This is a genomic window from Ottowia sp. (assembly GCF_047975795.1).
GTDB lineage: Bacteria > Pseudomonadota > Gammaproteobacteria > Burkholderiales > Burkholderiaceae_C > Ottowia.
This window is the reverse complement of sequence record NZ_JBKEEE010000070.1, coordinates 1-18,127: the sequence shown is the minus strand read 5'-3', so window position 1 is coordinate 18,127 and position 18,127 is coordinate 1. Positions and strand designations below refer to the sequence as shown.

The following is an 18,127-nucleotide window of genomic DNA, read 5'->3' as shown; positions in this document are numbered from 1 at the left end:
ATCAGGGTCAAGCGAACCAAAAACAGCGCAAAACGATGAGAAATTCAACGCTCGTTTCGCCATGTGAACATTCACGCGTCACCTCGCCCTGCAGCGGGGGTTGTGCAGACCTTCCCTAACCTAGTAAGTAGCAGAAAAAGTACAACAAGTATAAGCGGAATCATCAGCCCTATTCCGGCATTCACTATCACAATGAAAAATCTTGGAACACTGTCTTTCTCGTATAGATAAAATGGCGATTCACGGATTAGACCAAATAAGGCGGAAATAAATAAAAATAGAAAAAATATTATATATTTATCCCCGGTAGGGTAGTTTCTTAGAAATGCCAGCCATCCAATAATATTGCAAATTATCCCGGTAATGCCAACCGCAATAATGAATACAATCGTATTTGAATCACGATCTTGTTCAATTAACTCGAATTCAGCGAAGCTCATCCCGCTAACAGGAGAGGTTTTTTCTCGGCTTCCGTCTGCCTTGGATGCGTCGGAGTTCAACCCAAATGCCCTACCACAATTCCCGCCAGCTTGAACATGCCCACGCTATCGGCGCCGCCAAACACGGGGCGCAGCTTGTTGTCGGCGCGGATGGTGCGCTTGTCTTGCGGGTCTTGCAGGTTGTGGGCCTTGATGTAGTCCCACAGCAGTTTCATCACCTCGCCACGGCCGAACGGGCCTTGGCCGATGACGGCGGCCAGTTCGGGGCTGGGCTTGAGGTTGCCGGCGCGCGGCGTTTTTTCGGCCTTGGCAACGGTTTTCTTGGCAGCGGCCTTTTTGGTGGCTGGTTTTTTGGTGCCTTTTTGGCCTTCGGCGCTTGCTGTACGCGCGCTATCAGCTCCTGATGTTGTAGCGCTCGCGGTTTTGCGCGCCGGGTATTTGCGCCCGCCCTCGCGTGGCGCAAATTCAAAAATCACTTTGCCTTCGTCGGCGCTCCAGGCCAGCTTGGCCTTGAAAGCGCGGCGCGTGCGGTTGCTGACGAACTTGTCCAGTTCGTCGGTTTTGCCGCCCTCCAGCAGCTTGCGCATTTGCTCCGGCTCGACGGGTTGCTGCAAGATGATCTGGCCGCTTTTGAAGTCACAACTGGGCGCAGGTTGCGCATGGGTGGGCACGGATTTTTCGCACACGTAGCTTTTGCCAAAGGCTTTGACGGGTGCGCCACATTTGGGACAGGCCCCCAAGCTGGCTTCAGCCGACAGATCGACGATTTCGCCGGTTTGCTCGGCCTTGGCGTCGTCGCCAAAGTCAAATTCGAGCTTGAAGTTGTTGTTGTCTTCGTCGGGCACCAACGCCAGTTCGGCCACAAAAGGCCAGCCCGCCTTGCTGCGGAAACCTTCCAGCGGGCCAATGCGGCGGTCGCGTAAGAACGTTTCAGCCTCTTCGGTCGAGAAGGTGCGCCCGCCCGGTGTTTTGGTGAACGAGAAGCCACAACCTTCGCTGGCACCGCTGGTGCCGGTGCAGGCAAAGCGGCGGTAGTTTTCTTTCACTACGCCGCCGCAGTGCGGGCAGGGCGCGGTCAGTGTGGCGTAGTCGCCGGGGACGGTGTCGCGGTCAAACTCTTTGGCCTTGCGCACGATGCGCTCGGTCATGGCGGCAATGTCTTGCATGAAGGCGCTGCGGCTCAGTTTGCCTTGCTCCATTTGCGCCAGTTTGTGTTCCCACTCGCCTGTCAGCGCGGGTTTGCTGAGTTCGTCCACCTCTAGCCCGCGCAAAAGCGTCATCAACTGAAAGGCTTTGGCCGTCGGCATCAGCTCGCGGCCTTCGCGCAGGATGTATTTTTCGACGATCAATCCCTCAATGATGGCCGCGCGCGTGGCGGGCGTGCCCAGGCCCTTGTCCTGCATGGCTTCGCGCAGCTCGTCATCTTCAATCCACTTGCCTGCGCCTTCCATCGCACCCAGCAAGGTGGCTTCAGAGTAGCGGGCGGGCGGGCGGGTTTGCAAGGCTTTGACATCCACGCCGTCGTTGCGCACCATCTCGCCCGCGCGCACCGGCACCAGCGATTTGGACGATTCGCCTTCTTTCTTGTCCATCTCGCCCTCGGCCTCTTTGCCGTAGATGGCCAGCCAGCCGGGCTTGACCAGCACCTTGCCATTGCTTTGAAAGTTATAGCTTTTGCCCTCGCGTGTGGCCGTCGTCACACGGGTGGTCACCTGGTATTCAGCGCTGGGGTAGAACACCGCCATGAAGCGGCGCGCCACCAGGTCGTACAGCTTGCGCTCGGCGTCTGACAACTGTCCTGGCTCTTGCAGCGTGGGGATGATGGCAAAGTGGTCGGACACCTTGGTGTTGTCGAAAATGCGGCGGCTGGGCTTGACGTAGCCGTCTTGCAGCGCTTTCTTGGCATGCGGTGCCAAATGCCCCTGCCCACCTGTGGCCAGCATCTCGAAGGTTTGTTTGGCCACGCCCAGATAGTCTTCGGGCAAATGGCGCGCGTCGGTACGCGGGTAGGTCAGCGCCTTGTGGCGCTCGTACAGGCTTTGCGCCAGCGACAGCGTCGTCTTGGCAGAAAAGCCGAATTTGCCGTTGGCTTCGCGTTGCAAGCTGGTCAGATCGAACAGCAGCGGGCTGGCCTGGGTGCTGGGTTTGCTTTCTTCGCGCACGCTGCACGCCTGGCCGCGCACGGCGGCGGCGATGGCTTGTGCGGTGCGTTCGTCCCACACGCGGTCGGCGCGCTGGTCGGCGTCTTCCGGGTTTTTCTTCCAGGCGGGGTCGAACCACTTGCCTGCATAGGTGCCCGCTTCGGCCAGAAAGGTGGCATGCACTTCCCAATAGTCGCGCGCAATGTGCTTTTTGATCTGCTCTTCACGCTCGACCACCACCGCCAGCGTGGGCGTTTGCACGCGGCCCACGGTGGTCAAGAAGAATCCGCCATCGCGCGAGTTGAAAGCCGTCATGGCGCGCGTGCCGTTGATGCCCACCAGCCAGTCGGCCTCGGAGCGGCTGCGCGCGGCGTCGTGCAGGCCCTGCATTTGCTGCTCGCTGCGCAGGTGGTCGAAACCGTCGCGGATGGCCTGCGGCGTCATGCTTTGCAGCCACAGGCGCTGCACTGGCTTGCCGAGTCCTTTGCCATCGGGCTTGGTGCCGCCTGCGTACTGCTCGATCAGGCGGAAGATCAACTCGCCTTCGCGGCCCGCGTCGCAAGCGTTGATGAGGCGATCCACGTCCTTGCGCCTGGCCTGCTTGACCACGGCGTTCAGGCGCGTCTTGGTTTTGTCGACCGGCTTCAAATCGAAATGCGGTGGGATGACCGGCAGGTTGGCAAAGCTCCACTTGCCGCGCTTGACGTCGAAGGCTTCAGGTGCCTGAATTTCGACCAGATGACCGACGGCGCTGGTGACCACGTAGCGCTCGTTCTCGAAGTGTTCGTCGTGTTTGTCGAACTTGCCCGCCACGGGCGTGAGGGCGCGCACGATGTCTTGCGCGACCGATGGTTTTTCAGCAATGACCAGTGTTTTCATGGGTGTCTTTAAAATCCGGTGCCTCATGCGCGCGGGCGCGCATGCGCATGCATACGTGCCCGTGCGCAGGCGCACAGGCACATGTATTTCAACATAGCAAAAAAATAGCTGCGCGTTCAACGGGAATGGACAAGGGCGGTGGGCGTGGCCTGGCGATTGGGGTGAATGGCCCATAGAACCTCTGTGGATGGCAGTGCTGCTGCATACAATGCCCAAGCCCTATGTTCTCCTTGCGTTTATTCAGTGTCTCGCGCGCCATGGCCTGCCCATTGGCCGGACTGCGTGCGTGGGTCAAGGCGCTGATGGGCTGGCTGCTGGTGCTGCAACTGGTGGTGCCTGCCCTGGGTCTGATGCACCAGACCTTGCATCCTGTGCCGCAACATCGACTGTTGATGAATGCCTTGGCCAGCCCGTCGGCGCAGGCGACGCAGATGGCGCACGCCGGGCAGTCTGCGCACGCTGGCCGCAGCGGGCATGACCACTCGTCGATCGCGCAAGAGGGTTTTTTAACGCTGTTTGGCGAACACACCGAGGTGGATTGCCAGTTGTACGACCAGATGGCGGTCGGCGTGGCCTTGCTGGCCACGCCCTGGCACTGGGCGCCGCCGCCGCCCGTGCGCCATGCGGGCTGGAACGTGCAGGCCGGGCTGCTGCGCAAAAGCCCGGCGCTGTTTTTTGCCCGCGGCCCGCCTGCAACGCTGCTGGGGTAAGCGCAAGGCAAGGCCCTGGCCCTGGACAAAGGGCTGCGCGGCCTGCGTGTGTCTGGTTTTGGTCGGTACATGACGGCCGCAGCGTTGCCGCCGGGCACGCGACTAGGCGTGCCTGAGTTGGATACCCCCGTTTTGATGGCCTTTGCGGGCCTGGATGGCGCGTTCGCGTCAGCGTCAGGCGCGCCTTTTCCTCATTTTTGGCACTGCGCAGGTGCATGGCACGCGCGGGCCGCACATTTTCCGATGGACCTATGCCTTACTTATTGCATGACGCTGCACGCGATCAACGTACGTATCAAAATCCTTTCATGCCGCGCTCTGTCGCGCCAGCGCCCTTTTCTGTGCTGGCGCTGTGCATGGCGCTGGCGGCTCCCGCACTGGCGCAGGGGCAGACACAGACGCAGACACAAGTGCCGCTTGCTGATCGCGCCACCGCCGCTGAAGACGCTATCGAAGCAGACACCTTGCCCAGCCAGACCGTGCGCGGCCAGACCGTGATCGCCACGCCCGTCAGTCTGCTGGGGCGCGAAGACCTGCAACAGCGCGACGCCACCACGCTGGGCTCGGCACTGGAGGGCGAGCCTGGCGTGCAGGCCAGCCACTTTGGCGCCGGTGCCAGCCGCCCCATCGTGCGCGGCATGGATGGCCCGCGCGTGCAGGTGTTGAGCAACGGCGCAGAAATTCAGGACGCCTCCACCGTCAGTCCCGACCACGTGGTGGTGTCCGAGCCGATGCTGGCCGAAAGTGTGGAGCTGCTGCGCGGCCCATCGGCCCTGCTGCACAGCGCGGGGGCCATTGGCGGCGTGGTGAACGTGATTGACGAGCGCATTCCCACCGCCGTGCCTGAGCGGCCCACTGGCCGCGTGGGCCTGCGCGCAGGCACGGGCGCGCGCGAGGTGGCCGGTGCTGCCGCCATCACGGCGGGCAGCGGCCCGGTGGCCGTGCATGTGGAGGGCCTGGCGCGCCGTGCCAAGGACTACCGCGTGGGCAGCGGCTGGGAAAGCGCGCACGTGCAAGGCAGTCAAACGCGCGGCAACAACGGCAGCGTGGGCTTGTCGTGGATCGGCGCGCAAGGCTATCTGGGCGTGTCGGCCACGCGCCAGACCGGCCGCTATGGTTTGCCCGGCCACAACCACGACATGGAAGGCTGCCATTTGCACGGCCTGCACCTGCACTGCGGCAGCCATGACGACCATGATCATGAGAGTGAAGAAGAGCATGAACACGAAGCGGTGCCTCGTGTGCGCATGACCAACAACCGCTACGCGCTGCAAGGCGAATGGCGTCAACCCGTGGCGGGTATCGAGGTGGTGCGCATTCGCGGCGGCCTGACACGCTACCGCCATGATGAAATGGAAGAAGACACCATCGCCACCACTTTCCTCAACCGTGCCAACGACTGGCGTATCGAAGCCCAGCACACCCCGCTGGCGGGCTGGCGCGGCGTGTTTGGGGCAGAAGGCGCGCAGCGGCGCTTCAGCGCGGTGGGCGAAGAAGCTTACGTGGCCCCCAGCGTCACCACGCGGCAAGGCGTGTTCTGGATGGAAGAGCAGCACTTTGGCCCCGTGGGCGTCAGCGCCACGCTGCGCTACGACCATCAGCGCGTGCGCGCTGAATCGCTGGACGAACGGCTGAGCCACCACGGCACGTCCCTGGCGCTGGGGGCTACCTGGCGCTTTGCGCCCGAGTGGCGCGCCAGCGCGGGTTACACCACCGCCAGCCGCATGCCCACGGCTGAAGAACTGTTCGCCCGCGGCGTCCACATGGCCACCAGCACCTACGAGCTGGGCAACGCCGCCCTCAAACCCGAGCGCGCGCACAACTTCGACATTGGCGTGGCCAAGACAGCCGGTGCCACCACCTTTGGCGTCAACCTGTACCACAACCGCATCAGCAACTACATCCACGCGCGCACGCTGGACGAGCAAGACGGCGTGCAACTGCTGCAATACGGCCAGCAAGATGCCCGCTTTACCGGGGTTGAAGGGCGGGTGCTGCACCGGCTGAACCCGCGTTGGCTGGGCGCGCAATGGCGCGTGGGGGCCTGGGCCGACGTGGTGCATGCGCACCTTGATGGGGGCGAACGTCTGGCGCGTCTGGCACCTGCACGCGCGGCCTTCACACTGGGCGCACGCTGGGCGCAGTGGGACAGCGAGCTGGAATGGCGCCTGGTGCGCCACCAGCACAAAGTGGCTGAGTTTGAATCGGCCACCCCCGGCTACGGTCTGCTCAACTTCCGCCTGCGCTACACCGGCCCGGGCGAACACCCGTGGCAGGTTTACATGCACCTGAACAACCTGACCAACCAACTGGCCTACGTGCACACCTCGTTCATCAAGGACGCCGCGCCGCTGGCGGGCCGTTCGCTGGTGGTGGGCCTGAGCAAAACGTTTTGAGGCGCGCATGCTGAAAGAGGCGCTGCCCCTTTCAGCCTGGCTGGGCGGTGCGCGCAAGTGGTGTGTCCAGATGGCCCTCATCTAGAATTCTGGCCGCAAACAACCTCGAAAATTTGAAGTGGCCAAGCATTCCTCCCACACTCCACCGGCCCGCACCAGAAAAAAGGCGGCCCCTGCGCAAGCCGCCGCCGGGCGGCTTGAAGTGCGCCAATCCGGCGTGCACGGCCAGGGCGTGTTTGCGCTGGTCGACATTGCCAAGGGCGAACGCATCATCGAATACGTGGGCGAAATCATCAGTTGGGACGAGGCCCAGCGCCGCCACCCGCACGACCCTCAAGACCCCAACCACACGTTTTACTTTCATATCGACGAAGACCGGGTGATTGATGCGCTGTACGGCGGCAACGACGCGCGCTGGATCAACCACAGTTGCGGCCCCAATTGCGAAACCGACGAAGAAAACGGCCGCATCTTCATCCAGGCGCGGCGGCGCATCAAAGCAGGCGATGAGCTGAACTACGACTACGGCCTGGTGATCGACGAGCCGTTGACCCCCGAGCTGATCGCCGAATACCCCTGCCGCTGCGGCAGCAAGCACTGCCGCGGCACACTGCTGTCGTCAGATCTGGACACGGCTGAGGGCCACAAGCCGGGCAAGAAAACCAATAAGAAAATCAACAAGAAGGCCGACAAAAAAGCAGGCCAGAAGAACGGTAAAAAAACAGACAAAAAAGCGGAGCGGCAACAACACACCAAACGCCGCAAGGCCAAGGCGCGGGCTTGATGCCATGACGCCCACCTTTGCCGCTGCTCGCTTGACTTGGCCGCACGCCGCACTGGCCGATGCGCTGGCTTCGCACTGGCCCGGTTGTGCGGTGCAAGTGCATGCCGAGCTGGACTCCACCAACAGCGCGCTGATGCGCCGCCTGCGCGATGGTGTGCAGACTCCCGCGTTGCTGGTGGCCGAGGTGCAGACTGCTGGCCGGGGACGGCTGGGGCGCGCCTGGCAAGGTGGGCTGGGCGACATGCTCAGCTTTTCGCTGGGCGTGCCGTTGGCGGTGGCCGACTGGTCGGGCTTGTCGCTGGCCGTCGGGCTGGCCGTGGCCGAAGCGTTGCACTCTGACATCCGGCTCAAATGGCCCAACGACTTGTGGTGGCAGGGCCGCAAGCTGGCGGGCATTCTGGTCGAAACGGCCGGTGTCGGTGCAGGAACACGTGCAGACGCGGGTCGTGGGCAAACCGCTCTTCGTTATGCCGTGGTCGGCGTGGGCCTGAACATCGTGCGACCGCAAGGCCCCGGTTTTTCCACGCCACCCGCCGGACTGCAAGAGCTGCTGCCCGGCATCGACGCGCCCAGCGCGCTGGCGCGCATTGCTGGCCCGTTGGCGCACAGGCTGCGCCAGTTCGAGCGCGAAGGCTTTGCCCCGCTGGCTGCGCGCTTCAACCAGCGCGATGCGCTGGCCGGGCAGGCTGTGCGGCTGTCCGACGGGCAGGTCGGCACGGCGCGTGGCGTGGGGCCAGATGGCGCACTGCTGCTGCACACCCCAACGGGGTTACAGCGCGTTACCACGTCAGAGGTCAGTGTGCGACCATTAGCCGCGATGGAGCAAAACACATGATTGGGCGCTTGGTGGTGGTGTTGATCGTGGCCAATCTGGTCTGGGCAGCCTGGTCACAGGGCTGGTTGCGTGGGGTGGGGCTGGGGCCAACCACGCAAACCGAGCCTGAGCGGCTGGAGCGCCAGGTGCGACCCGAGGCGCTGCACATTCAGCCGCAAATGCAGACGCAAGCACCGTCACCCACCCTGTCTGCCTCAGCGTCGCCGCATCAGGCACCCCGCACGAACGGTCTGCCGCCTGCCGCTGCACAGACGCAAGACGTGCCCAGCCCTCAAGCCACGTCCTCGCAAGCCAGTGTGCCCGAGGCGATGCCGCCTGAATCAACTGACATCGCTGCGGCTGCCCCCCCGGCACCCACACCTGATCCTGAACCCGTACCAGCCCCTCCTCCAGCACCAGTCGAGCGCAAAGTTTGCTTGCAAGCTGGGCAGTTTGACGAGCCGCAAATCGCCGCCGTGCGCCGCGCCGCCGCGGCCAGCTTGCCTGATGGCAGCTGGCGCGTGGATGTCGTTACCCGCTCAGGCCGCTGGATGGTGTACGTCGGCAAGCTGGCTGACGCCGACGCGGTCAGCGCCAAGCGCACCGAAATGCGCAACCTGGGCGTGGACACCGACCGCCCCGGCGCTGCGCTGGAGCCAGGCCTGTCGCTGGGCCGCTTTTCCACCGAAGAAGCCGCCCAGCGCGCGCTGGGCGATCTGGGTCGCAAAGGCGTGCGCTCGGCCCGCGTGGTGCAAGAGCGCAAAGAGACCGCCAACTACTGGTTTCGTCTGCCCAAGGCCGATACCGCCTTGCGCCAACAGGCCCGCAGCAATCTGAAAAGCGCGCTGGCAGGCAAAGACTTCAGCGCGTGTGATTGACTGAAGTTACGCGGTGGGGGCGGGTTTGTGCATTGTTTAACAGGCGGTGTCAGATTTGAACGGATCAGGAACGCTGAAGAATCCCTGACCACCGTGCACCTGACATACTCTATCAAGCACACTTTAAACAAGGCGTGGCTGGCAGACCGACAGTCTCGCCCATAACTTACGATCCAACAGGGAGGTTGAATGAGCGATTTTTCATCAGAGGCCGACTTGGCCACGCCAGAGGCAAAAGCCAGTTGCCCTCCTGCAGCGCAGACTGTACAGGCCAGTTCTGCTGAGCCCCATGTTTCGCCGATCCGCCTGGCAAGTGTTTCGGCTTTGATGTCTGCCGCGTTGGCCGCCTGCGGCGGCGGCGGTGATGGCGACGATGAGGTCACGCCATCGCCTACCCCCAGCCCCACCCCCAGTCCTACCCCCAGTCCCACCCCCAGTCCGGTACCCGCACCATCACCCACTCCTGCTCCCACTCCTGCACCCAGCCCATCACCAGCACCCGCCGACCCCATTGGCAATGCCGAAGCCGCCCGCTTTTTGCAGCAGGCGCAGTTTTCTTCCACTGAAACGGAAATTGCGCAGGTACAAACCCAGGGCTACGAAGCCTGGCTGGAGCGGCAAATGAGCCGATCCATCGGCACCACAGGCTGGGATTGGCTGGTCAGCAAAGGCTACAACCGTGCTGATGGCGACTATCTTTTCAACGGCTACTACGCTGACTTCATGATGTGGCATCAGCTCATCACCGCCAGTGATGCGGTGCGCAAGCGCGTGGCGCTGGCATGGTCGGAAATCATGGTGGCGTCAACCGATGCCATGGAGAGCGAGTCGCCCGCTTTTGCCATGGCGGCCTACTGGGATTTGCTGAATGAGCACGTGTTCGGCAACTATCGGCAGTTGTTGGAGGCCATCACGCTCAACCCGGCCATGGGGGCTTACCTCAACACACTGAACAACCAGGGCGAAGACCCGAGCACTGGCCGCGTACCGGATGAGAACTACGCCCGCGAGGTGATGCAGTTGTTCTCTATCGGGCTGGTTCAGCTCAACCAGGACGGCACGTCAAAAACCGGCGGCAACGGCCAACCCATTGAGACCTACAACGCCAGCGATGTGACCAATCTGGCGCGCGTGTTCACCGGCTACGTTTGGGACACCAGCGGCCACGTCAAAGGCACCAATCCCACCCGTGTGCGCAAACCGATGACGTTCAATGCCGCGCGCCATTCCACCCTGACGGCCACTTTCCTTGGCACCACCATCTCTGGTGGCACGCCGGGGCCGCAGGCGTTGAAGATGGCGCTGGATACTTTGTTCAATCACCCCAACGTGGGGCCTTTTATTGGCCGTCAGCTTATCCAGCGTCTGGTCACCAGCAACCCCAGCCCGGCTTATGTCGCGCGTGTGGCCGCCGTGTTTGCCAACAACGGCAGCGGCGTGCGGGGCGATTTGCGCGCAGTCACCAAGGCTGTGCTGCTCGATACCGAAGCGCGTCAGGCACCAAGCCTGAACGGAGCGTCCTGGGGCAAGTTGCGCGAACCCATGCTGCGTTGTGTGCAATGGGCACGCACCTTCGGTGCCATTTCCAGCGATGGCCAATGGATAGTGTGGGACAAATCAAACCCCTCTACCGATCTGGGGCAGAGTCCGCTGCGCAGCCCATCCGTCTTCAACTTCTTCCGCCCCGGTTATGTGCCGCCCAATACCGCGCTGGCGTCCAGCGGCCTGACTGCGCCAGAGTTTCAACTGGCCAACGAAACGTCAGTATCGGGCTACGTCAACTTCATGCGCTCTGCCATCGCCTGGGGCATCTACGGCAACGCCAGCAGCAAGGTCTGGGTTGAAAACTACCACCAGGAAATGGCGTTGGTGGGTGACCCACAGGCGCTGGTCGACCGGCTCAACCTGCTGCTCGCGGCTGAGCAGTTGTCCGCCAGCACCATCGCCACCATTCGCGATGCCATAACCAGCATCAACCCCGTCAGCGACTGGCATAGGCAGACCCGTGTGTGGTCTGCCATCCTGATGGTGATGAGCTGTCCGGAATATCTGGTTCAAAAATAAAGGTAAAGCCATGACCCGCCACTCTCCCCTAGCCCGTCGTGCCTTTTTGCAGCGCCTGAGCCAGCTCGGCGTGGCCAGCGCGGCCACGCCCTGGGCCATCAATTTGGCCGCCATGGGCGAAGCCGCAGCCTTTAATGCCAGCGACTACAAGGCGCTGGTTTGTATTTTCATGACCGGTGGTAACGACAACGGCAACACCCTCATTCCTTACGACAGCACGGGCCATGCGCAATACGCCACTGCCCGCAGCGGCTTGGCCATCGCCCGCAGCGCATTGAGTGCCACGGCCTTGTCACCCACCTTCTCGGGTGGCCGCCAGTATGCGCTGGCACCGGAACTGGCCCCACTGAAGACCTTGTTTGATGCCAAACAGCTTGCCGTGCAGTTCAATGTTGGCCCGCTGGTGCAGCCCACGACGCTCGCCGAATATCAGATGCGCGCGGTACCCTTGCCGCCCAAGCTGTTTTCGCACAACGACCAGCAGTCGATCTGGCAAAGCTCGCAGGCCGAAGGTGCAGTGCGCGGCTGGGGTGGCGCGATGGGCGATTTGGCGTTGTCCAGCAACGGCAATGCTTTGTTCAGTTGCGTTTCAGTGACCGGTAACGCCGTGTTTTTGGCGGGCCAGAGCGCTTTGGCCTACCAGGTCGGCGTGAGCGGCCCGGTGGGCATTGAAAGTGTCGTGGGCGATTTGTATGGCTCTGCCGCTTGCAGCGACGCCCTGCGCACGCTCATCACGCAGACGCGCAGCCATGTGATGGAAAATGAACACAACCGCATCACCAGCCGGGCCATCGCCTCATACGGCACGCTCTCGGCGGCATTGGCAAGCAGTGCGGGCAGCTTCGATGCCCTGTTGCCTGATAGCGTCAGCGGCACCAATCAGCCTCTCAACCGACAGCTCAAAATGGTGGCGCGCATGATTGCTGCAAGCGGTGCGCTGGGCATGAAGCGCCAAGTGTTCATGGTGGCGCTGGGCGGCTTTGACAACCATGACAACCTGAGCACCAACCATCCGCGGCAGCTCGGGCAGGTTGGGCGTGCCATGGCGGGTTTTCAGGCCGCCATGGACCAGCTTGGGGTGGGCGACAAGGTGACGGCCTTCACCGCCTCGGACTTTGGCCGCACCATCACTTCCAACGGCGATGGCTCAGACCACGGTTGGGGTGGGCACCACTTTGTGATGGGCGGGGCGGTCAAGGGTGGTGCGTTTTATGGCACGGCACCTGAAGCCGTTCTTGGCGGCCCGGAAGACACCGGCAGGGGGCGCTACATACCCAGCTCGTCCGTGTCCCAGTACGCCGCTACGCTGGCCAGTTGGTTTGGCGTCTCCAGCGCTGAGATGCCCTTGGTTGCCCCTTATATTGGCAATTTCAGCACGCGCAACCTTGGTTTTGTTTAGGGCGCTTCTTTGCGCCGCAAGCGGCTACGCATCAAGGTCGGGTGACCAGCGCGCGTCGGTACTGCACGGCTTCGGCCACGTGGGCGGTGGTCACGCTGCTGCTGCCTGCCAGATCGGCGATGGTGCGGGCCACTTTCAGCGCCCGGTGCGTGGCGCGGGCGCTCCAGTCTAAGCGGGCGGCGGCGGTGTGCAAAAACTGCGTGGCGGCGGCGTCCAGCGCCACATGCTGGTCGATGGCCTGGCCCTGCAGCATTTGGTTGGGCGCGCCTTGGCGACTCAGCGCCCGCTGGCGCGCCGCCTGACAGCGCTGGCGCACGGTGGCGCTGGCTTCGCCCGGCGGCGCAGCCAGCAGGTCTTCAGGCGGCAGGGCGGCCACTTCCACATGCAGATCGATGCGGTCCAGCAGCGGGCCTGACAGCTTGCCCTGATAGCGCGCCACCTGATCGGGTGTGCAGCGGCAGGCGCGCACGCGCGCGCCCAGGTAGCCGCAGGGGCAGGGGTTCATGGCGGCGATGAGCTGAAAGCGCGCGGGAAACTCGGCCCGCTGCGCCGCGCGGCTGATGGTGATGTGGCCGGACTCCAGCGGCTCGCGCAAGGCTTCCAGCGCGGCGCGGGGAAATTCGGGCAGCTCGTCCAGGAACAGCACGCCTTCGTGGGCCAGCGATATCTCGCCCGGGCGTGGGGGTGAGCCGCCGCCCACCAGCGCCACCGCGCTGGCCGAGTGGTGCGGGCTGCGCGTGGGCCGCTGACCCCAGCGCTCCAGCGCAAAGGTGCCGCCCAAGCTGGCGATGGCCGCGCTTTGCAGCGCCTCGGGCACGCTCATGGGCGGGAGCAGACCGGCAAAGCGTTGCGCCAGCATGGATTTGCCGGTGCCGGGTGGTCCCACCATCAACAGCGAATGGCCGCCCGCAGCGGCGATTTCCAGTGCGCGCCGGGGCGCGGCCTGGCCCTTCACGTCGGCCAAGTCAGGGTAAGGTGGATCGGCTGCGCGTTGGGCGGGCGGCACGCGTGCCCAGCCAGGGGCGGCTATTTCAGGCTCGGATTCGGATGCGGCAGCCGCTGCGCTGCGGGGCAGAAACTGCGCTACCACGTCCAACAGGTGGCGGGCGCGGTACACCGCCATGCCGGGCACCAGTGCGGCCTCTTCGGCGCTGCCGGGGGGCAACACCCATTGGGCCTGGGCGTCGTCGCGTTGCAGCGCCACGGCCATGGCCAGTGCGCCGCGCACGGGGCGCAGCTCACCCGACAGCGACAACTCGCCTGCAAACTCCCAGCCTGCCAGGCGGCTGCCGTCGATCTGGCCGCTGGCGGCCAGGATTCCCAAGGCAATTGGTAAATCGAAGCGCCCTGAATCCTTGGGCAGGTCGGCCGGGGCCAGGTTGACGGTGATGCGCTGGCTGTGGGGAAACTCCAGCCCGCTGTTTTGCAGCGCGCTGCGCACGCGCTCGCGCGCTTCTTTCACTTCCACGTCGGCCAGTCCCACCAGCGTAAAGCTGGGCAAGCCATTGGCCAGGTGCACTTCCACCGTGACGGCGGGCGCGGCCAGCCCTATCAGCGCGCGGCTTTGTACCAGGCTTAGTCCCATAAGTCGGTTGCTCCCTGAAATGGTGCATGTGATTTGCAGTGCGGCGTGGCTCCCTGGGTTGCACCAAAGAAGTGCGTGCGTAGGCCGTGTTGCGGTGCACCTTGCAAGCCATGTGCACGAAATGAGGCATTCGGCTGGGCTGGCACGCTCCCTGCTTTCTTGTAGGTCATCCGTTTTATTTTTGGAGTTGGGCCATGTTTTTCGGTGTGCGTACCATGATGTTTTCAGTATTGACTGCTGCGCTGGCCGGTGCCGGTGGCGCTGCATGGGCGCAGGATGCGGCGGCCGCCACAGTGGCCGAGCCGACGTCAGCGCACAGCATAGCGTTCAATGTGGCGGTGACGTCAGACTACCGGTTTCGCGGTATTTCGCAAAGCAGGCGTAAACCGGCCATCAGCGGTGGGGCGGATTACAGCCACACCAGCGGCCTGTACGTGGGCACGTGGCTGAGTTCGATCAAGTGGACCAAGGACGCCGGTGGCGATGGCCATGTGGAATGGGACATCTATGGCGGCTACAAGGGCGTGGCAGGCCCGCTGAACTATGACGTGGGTGTGCTGCGTTACCAGTACCCCGACAACGCGCTGGCCGTCAGCGCCAACACCACCGAAATTTATGGCGCGCTGAGCTACAGCCTGTTCACGGCCAAGTACTCGCATTCGGTCACCAACCTGTTTGGCTTTGCGGACAGCAAGCACAGCGGCTATCTGGATTTAAGCGCCACGATTGATCTGGGCCAGGGCTGGTCGGTGGTGCCGCACGTGGGTCGCCAGTGGGTGCGCCACAACAGCGACTTTTCGTACACCGACTACGCCGTCACGTTGAACAAAGACTTTGGCAACGGCCTGGTTGCCAGCGCGGCCCTGATCGGCACCGACGCCGACAAGCAACTGTACGTGACCCCCAGTGGCAAGTTCACCGGCAAGCACATGCTGGTGGCCGGTCTGAAGTATTCGTTTTAAGCATCGAAACGGGCTGCGCTGCAATTTGTACAAGCAGTAGCAGCTATTAAAAAGGAAGCATCATGAAACTCATCACTGCGGTTATCAAGCCCTTCAAGCTGGACGAGGTGCGCGAAGCACTGTCGGCGCTGGGCGTGCAGGGCATCACCGTCACCGAAGTCAAAGGTTTTGGCCGCCAAAAAGGCCACACCGAGCTGTACCGGGGGGCTGAATACGTGGTCGATTTTTTGCCCAAGGTGAAGATCGAGACTGCCGTATCGGAAGACATCGTCGAGCAGGTGACCGAGGCCATCGAGCAGGCCGCGCGCACCGGCAAGATTGGTGACGGCAAGATTTTCGTCACCGACGTGGAGCAAGTCATCCGCATCCGCACCGGTGAAACCGGCACGGGCGCACTGTAAAGCCGGAAAAGGACATCGCCATGAAAAAGTTTGTTTTTGCGCTGGCCTTGTGCATGGGCCTGGGCTGGAGTTTGGGTGCGCTGGCGCAAGCGCCTGCTGACACGGCTGCCGCCGTGCAAGCGGCTGGGGTGGTGGCCGAAACCACCGCTGCACCTGAAGCCGCGGCCCCGGCACCCCAGGTCGATTCGGGCGACACGGCCTGGATGCTCACCTCCACCCTGCTGGTGATTTTGATGGTCATTCCTGGTCTGGCGCTGTTTTACGGCGGCCTGGCACGCAGCAAGAACATGCTGAGCGTGCTGATGCAGGTGATGTGCATCTTCTCGCTGGCCAGCCTGCTGTGGGCCATTTTTGGCTACAGCCTGGCGTTCAGCGGCGAGGGTAAATTTTTTGGTGGCTTTGACAAGCTGTTCCTCAAAGGCGTCACGCAAGACACTTTTGGCGCGCTGCCCACCATTCCTGAATACGCGTTCATCGCCTTTCAGGGCACGTTTGCGGCCATCACCGTGGCGCTGATCGTGGGCGCGTTTGCCGAGCGCATCAAGTTCTCTGCCGTGATGCTGTTCGCCGCCCTGTGGTTCACCTTCAGCTACGTGCCCATGGCCCACATCGTGTGGGGCGGCGGCTTGCTGGGGGCCGACGGTGCGCTGGACTTTGCGGGTGGCACGGTGGTGCACATCAACGCCGGTATCGCCGGCCTGGTGGGTGCCTACATGGTGGGCAAGCGCATTGGCTTTGGCAAAGAGGCGTTTACCCCGCACAGCCTGACGCTGACCATGGTGGGCGCATCGCTGCTGTGGGTGGGCTGGTTTGGCTTTAACGCCGGTTCGGCCGGGGCTGCCAACGCGGGCGCTGCACTGGCTTTCGTCAACACCACGCTGGCCACTGCTGCTGCCACACTGGCCTGGAGTCTGGGCGAGGCGCTGCACCGCGGCAGGGCGTCCATGCTGGGCGCGGCTTCCGGTGCGGTGGCCGGGCTGGTGGCGGTGACGCCTGCGGCGGGTTTTGTGGGGCCGATGGGGTCGATCGTGATCGGCCTGGTGTCTGGCTTGGTCTGCTTGTGGGGTGTGGGCGGCTTGAAGCGCTTGCTGCGGGTGGACGATGCGTTCGACGTGTTCGGCGTGCACGGCGTGGGCGGCATTGTCGGTGCGGTGCTGACCGGTGTGTTCGCCGCGCAAAGCCTGGGCGGCACTGGCGGGCTGACACCTGACACCTTCAGCATGGGGCATCAGGTGTGGATCCAGATCAAGAGCGTGCTGTTCACCATGGTGTGGTCGGGTGTGGTTTCGTACATCTGTTTCAAGATCGCGGATCTGGTGATGGGCTTGCGCGTGACCGAAGAGCAAGAGCGCGAGGGCCTGGACATCAGCAGCCACGGAGAGACGGCGTACAGCCGATGATGTGCTGACAGCGGGAATCCGCCCCGCTGCAAAAGCCCGCCGGTTGGTGGGTTTTTGCTTTGTAAAAGCCGCGTTAGCATTCCCGCATGGACACGGCGCTTGAATCATTGGTCGAAAAAATCAGGCAGGCGGCAGCGCGTGCCCGCCCGCTGCGCATCTGTGGCGGCGGCACCAAAGACTTTTACGGGCAGCAGTTGCATGGTGAGTTGCTGGACGTGCGGCCGTTCAAAGGCGTGGTCAGCTACGAGCCCAGCGAGCTGGTGGTGACGGCACGCGCAGGCACACGCGTGCACGAGCTGGAGGCGTTGCTGGCTGAAAGCGGCCAGTGCCTGCCTTTCGAGCCGCCGCGCTTTGGCGTGGCGGGCACGGTGGGCGGCATGGTGGCGGCGGGTTTGTCTGGGCCTGCGCGCGCCAGCGTGGGCGCGCTGCGCGACTATGTGCTGGGCGTGCAACTGATCAACGGTCGGGGCGAGTTGCTGACCTTTGGCGGCCAGGTGATGAAAAACGTGGCGGGTTACGACGTCAGCCGCCTGATGGCGGGGTCGATGGGCACGCTGGGGGTGATTGCCGAGGTCAGCCTGAAAGTGCTGCCGCGCCCGATGGCCGAGGCCACGCTGGTGTTTGAGATGAGCGAAACCAGCGCCCGTCAGCAGCTCAACCGCTGGTGCGGGCAGGCGCTGCCGATCAACGCCAGTGCCTGGAGCGATGGGCAATTGCTGCTGCGTTTGCGCGGCGCGCAGGCGGCGGTGGGCAGCGCCCGCCAGTGGCTGGGCGGGCAGTGGCTGGAAGGCGAGCGTGCGGCGCGCCACTGGGGTGCGTTGCGTGATCAAGCCTTGCCGTTTTTCCGGCTGGCGCTGGGCGAAGCCTTGTGGCGCGTCAGCGTGCCCGACACAGCCCCACCGCTGAACCTGGGGCCAACGCTGCTGGAGTGGCATGGGGCGCAGCGCTGGATCAAGCTCACGCCGCAGGATGCGCCGCGCGTGCGCGATGCCGCAGCGCGCGCCCGCGGGCACGCCACCTTGTTCCGTGGCGGTGATGGCCGCGTGCCGGTGTTCACGCCGCTGGCGCAGCCGCTGGCGCGCATTCACCGCGCGCTGAAGGCTGAATTTGATCCCGCAGGTATCCTGGGGCAAGGACGCATGGGTGCCTGACTGTGCGCTTGCCCGCTTGTGCCATCATGGCGTGCTAGTGTCCTGGGTTGTAAGTTCGTTGAAATGAGAAATCTGCCGAAATCGGTACTAGGCAAGGCGCAAAACGCAGCGATACCGGGCGGT

The 18,127-nt window shown here is 63.5% G+C and carries 14 protein-coding genes; 11 read left to right on the top strand and 3 right to left on the bottom strand.

Annotated elements, in window-relative coordinates; genetic code table 11:
- Positions 1–71: 71 nt before the first annotated feature.
- Both ACK5NW_RS10690 and ACK5NW_RS10685 read right to left on the bottom strand, forming a co-directional pair.
- Positions 72–500 carry a hypothetical protein gene (locus tag ACK5NW_RS10690; protein WP_416927848.1) on the bottom strand — a complete coding sequence of 143 codons (429 nt, stop codon included), beginning with the start codon at positions 498–500 and terminating at the stop codon, positions 72–74.
- A complete protein-coding gene (locus ACK5NW_RS10685) occupies positions 497–3,460 on the bottom strand; it encodes a DNA topoisomerase III (protein ID WP_416927846.1) in 2,964 nt (987 codons plus the stop codon). Before ACK5NW_RS10685 ends, ACK5NW_RS10690 begins: the two co-directional genes overlap by 4 nt.
- Positions 3,461–3,681: 221 nt before the next feature.
- On the opposite strand from ACK5NW_RS10685, the gene ACK5NW_RS10680 reads away from it, so the two are divergent.
- The 7 genes from ACK5NW_RS10680 (at position 3,682) to ACK5NW_RS10650 (ending at position 12,505) form a co-directional block, all read left to right on the top strand.
- The gene (locus tag ACK5NW_RS10680) at positions 3,682–4,170 is read left to right on the top strand and encodes a hypothetical protein (RefSeq protein ID WP_416927844.1); all 489 of its coding nucleotides are present in this window, start codon (positions 3,682–3,684) and stop codon (positions 4,168–4,170) included.
- A 308-nt stretch (positions 4,171–4,478) separates the two neighbouring features.
- Positions 4,479–6,566 (top strand): TonB-dependent receptor domain-containing protein, encoded by a 2,088-nt coding sequence (locus ACK5NW_RS10675; RefSeq protein WP_416927842.1) that lies wholly within the window; start codon positions 4,479–4,481, stop codon positions 6,564–6,566.
- 118 nt (positions 6,567–6,684) lie between these two features.
- Entirely contained in the window at positions 6,685–7,350 is a 666-nt protein-coding gene (locus tag ACK5NW_RS10670; RefSeq protein ID WP_416927840.1) for an SET domain-containing protein, read from the top strand.
- Between the two features lie 4 nt (positions 7,351–7,354).
- Positions 7,355–8,185, top strand: coding sequence for a biotin--[acetyl-CoA-carboxylase] ligase (locus ACK5NW_RS10665; RefSeq protein ID WP_416927838.1), 831 nt, complete (start codon positions 7,355–7,357; stop codon positions 8,183–8,185).
- Positions 8,182–9,042 (top strand): SPOR domain-containing protein, encoded by an 861-nt coding sequence (locus tag ACK5NW_RS10660; protein ID WP_416927836.1) that lies wholly within the window; start codon positions 8,182–8,184, stop codon positions 9,040–9,042. Before ACK5NW_RS10665 ends, ACK5NW_RS10660 begins: the two co-directional genes overlap by 4 nt.
- A 327-nt stretch (positions 9,043–9,369) precedes the next feature.
- A complete protein-coding gene (locus ACK5NW_RS10655; protein ID WP_416927834.1) occupies positions 9,370–11,106 on the top strand; it encodes a DUF1800 domain-containing protein in 1,737 nt (578 codons plus the stop codon).
- 10 nt (positions 11,107–11,116) lie between these two features.
- Entirely contained in the window at positions 11,117–12,505 is a 1,389-nt protein-coding gene (locus tag ACK5NW_RS10650; protein WP_416927832.1) for a DUF1501 domain-containing protein, read from the top strand.
- Positions 12,506–12,536: 31 nt separating this feature from the next.
- On the opposite strand, the gene ACK5NW_RS10645 is transcribed toward ACK5NW_RS10650, so the two are convergent.
- Positions 12,537–14,090: a YifB family Mg chelatase-like AAA ATPase gene (locus ACK5NW_RS10645; protein ID WP_416927830.1), complete on the bottom strand. Its 1,554-nt coding sequence runs from the start codon at positions 14,088–14,090 to the stop codon at positions 12,537–12,539.
- Positions 14,091–14,284: 194 nt separating this feature from the next.
- Here ACK5NW_RS10645 and ACK5NW_RS10640 point away from each other — a divergent pair, with 194 nt between their 5' ends.
- The 4 genes from ACK5NW_RS10640 to glcE all read left to right on the top strand — a co-directional run bounded on the left by ACK5NW_RS10640 (position 14,285) and on the right by glcE (position 18,004).
- Positions 14,285–15,052 carry a TorF family putative porin gene (locus tag ACK5NW_RS10640; protein ID WP_416927828.1) on the top strand — a complete coding sequence of 256 codons (768 nt, stop codon included), beginning with the start codon at positions 14,285–14,287 and terminating at the stop codon, positions 15,050–15,052.
- Between the two features lie 62 nt (positions 15,053–15,114).
- On the top strand, positions 15,115–15,453 hold the full coding sequence (glnK, locus tag ACK5NW_RS10635) for a P-II family nitrogen regulator (RefSeq protein ID WP_416927827.1): 339 nt from the start codon (positions 15,115–15,117) through the stop codon (positions 15,451–15,453).
- Positions 15,454–15,473: 20 nt separating this feature from the next.
- The gene (gene amt, locus ACK5NW_RS10630) at positions 15,474–16,853 is read left to right on the top strand and encodes an ammonium transporter (RefSeq protein WP_416927826.1); all 1,380 of its coding nucleotides are present in this window, start codon (positions 15,474–15,476) and stop codon (positions 16,851–16,853) included.
- A gap of 86 nt (positions 16,854–16,939) precedes the next feature.
- Positions 16,940–18,004 carry a glycolate oxidase subunit GlcE gene (gene glcE, locus ACK5NW_RS10625; RefSeq protein ID WP_416927824.1) on the top strand — a complete coding sequence of 355 codons (1,065 nt, stop codon included), beginning with the start codon at positions 16,940–16,942 and terminating at the stop codon, positions 18,002–18,004.
- Positions 18,005–18,127: the final 123 nt, after the last annotated feature.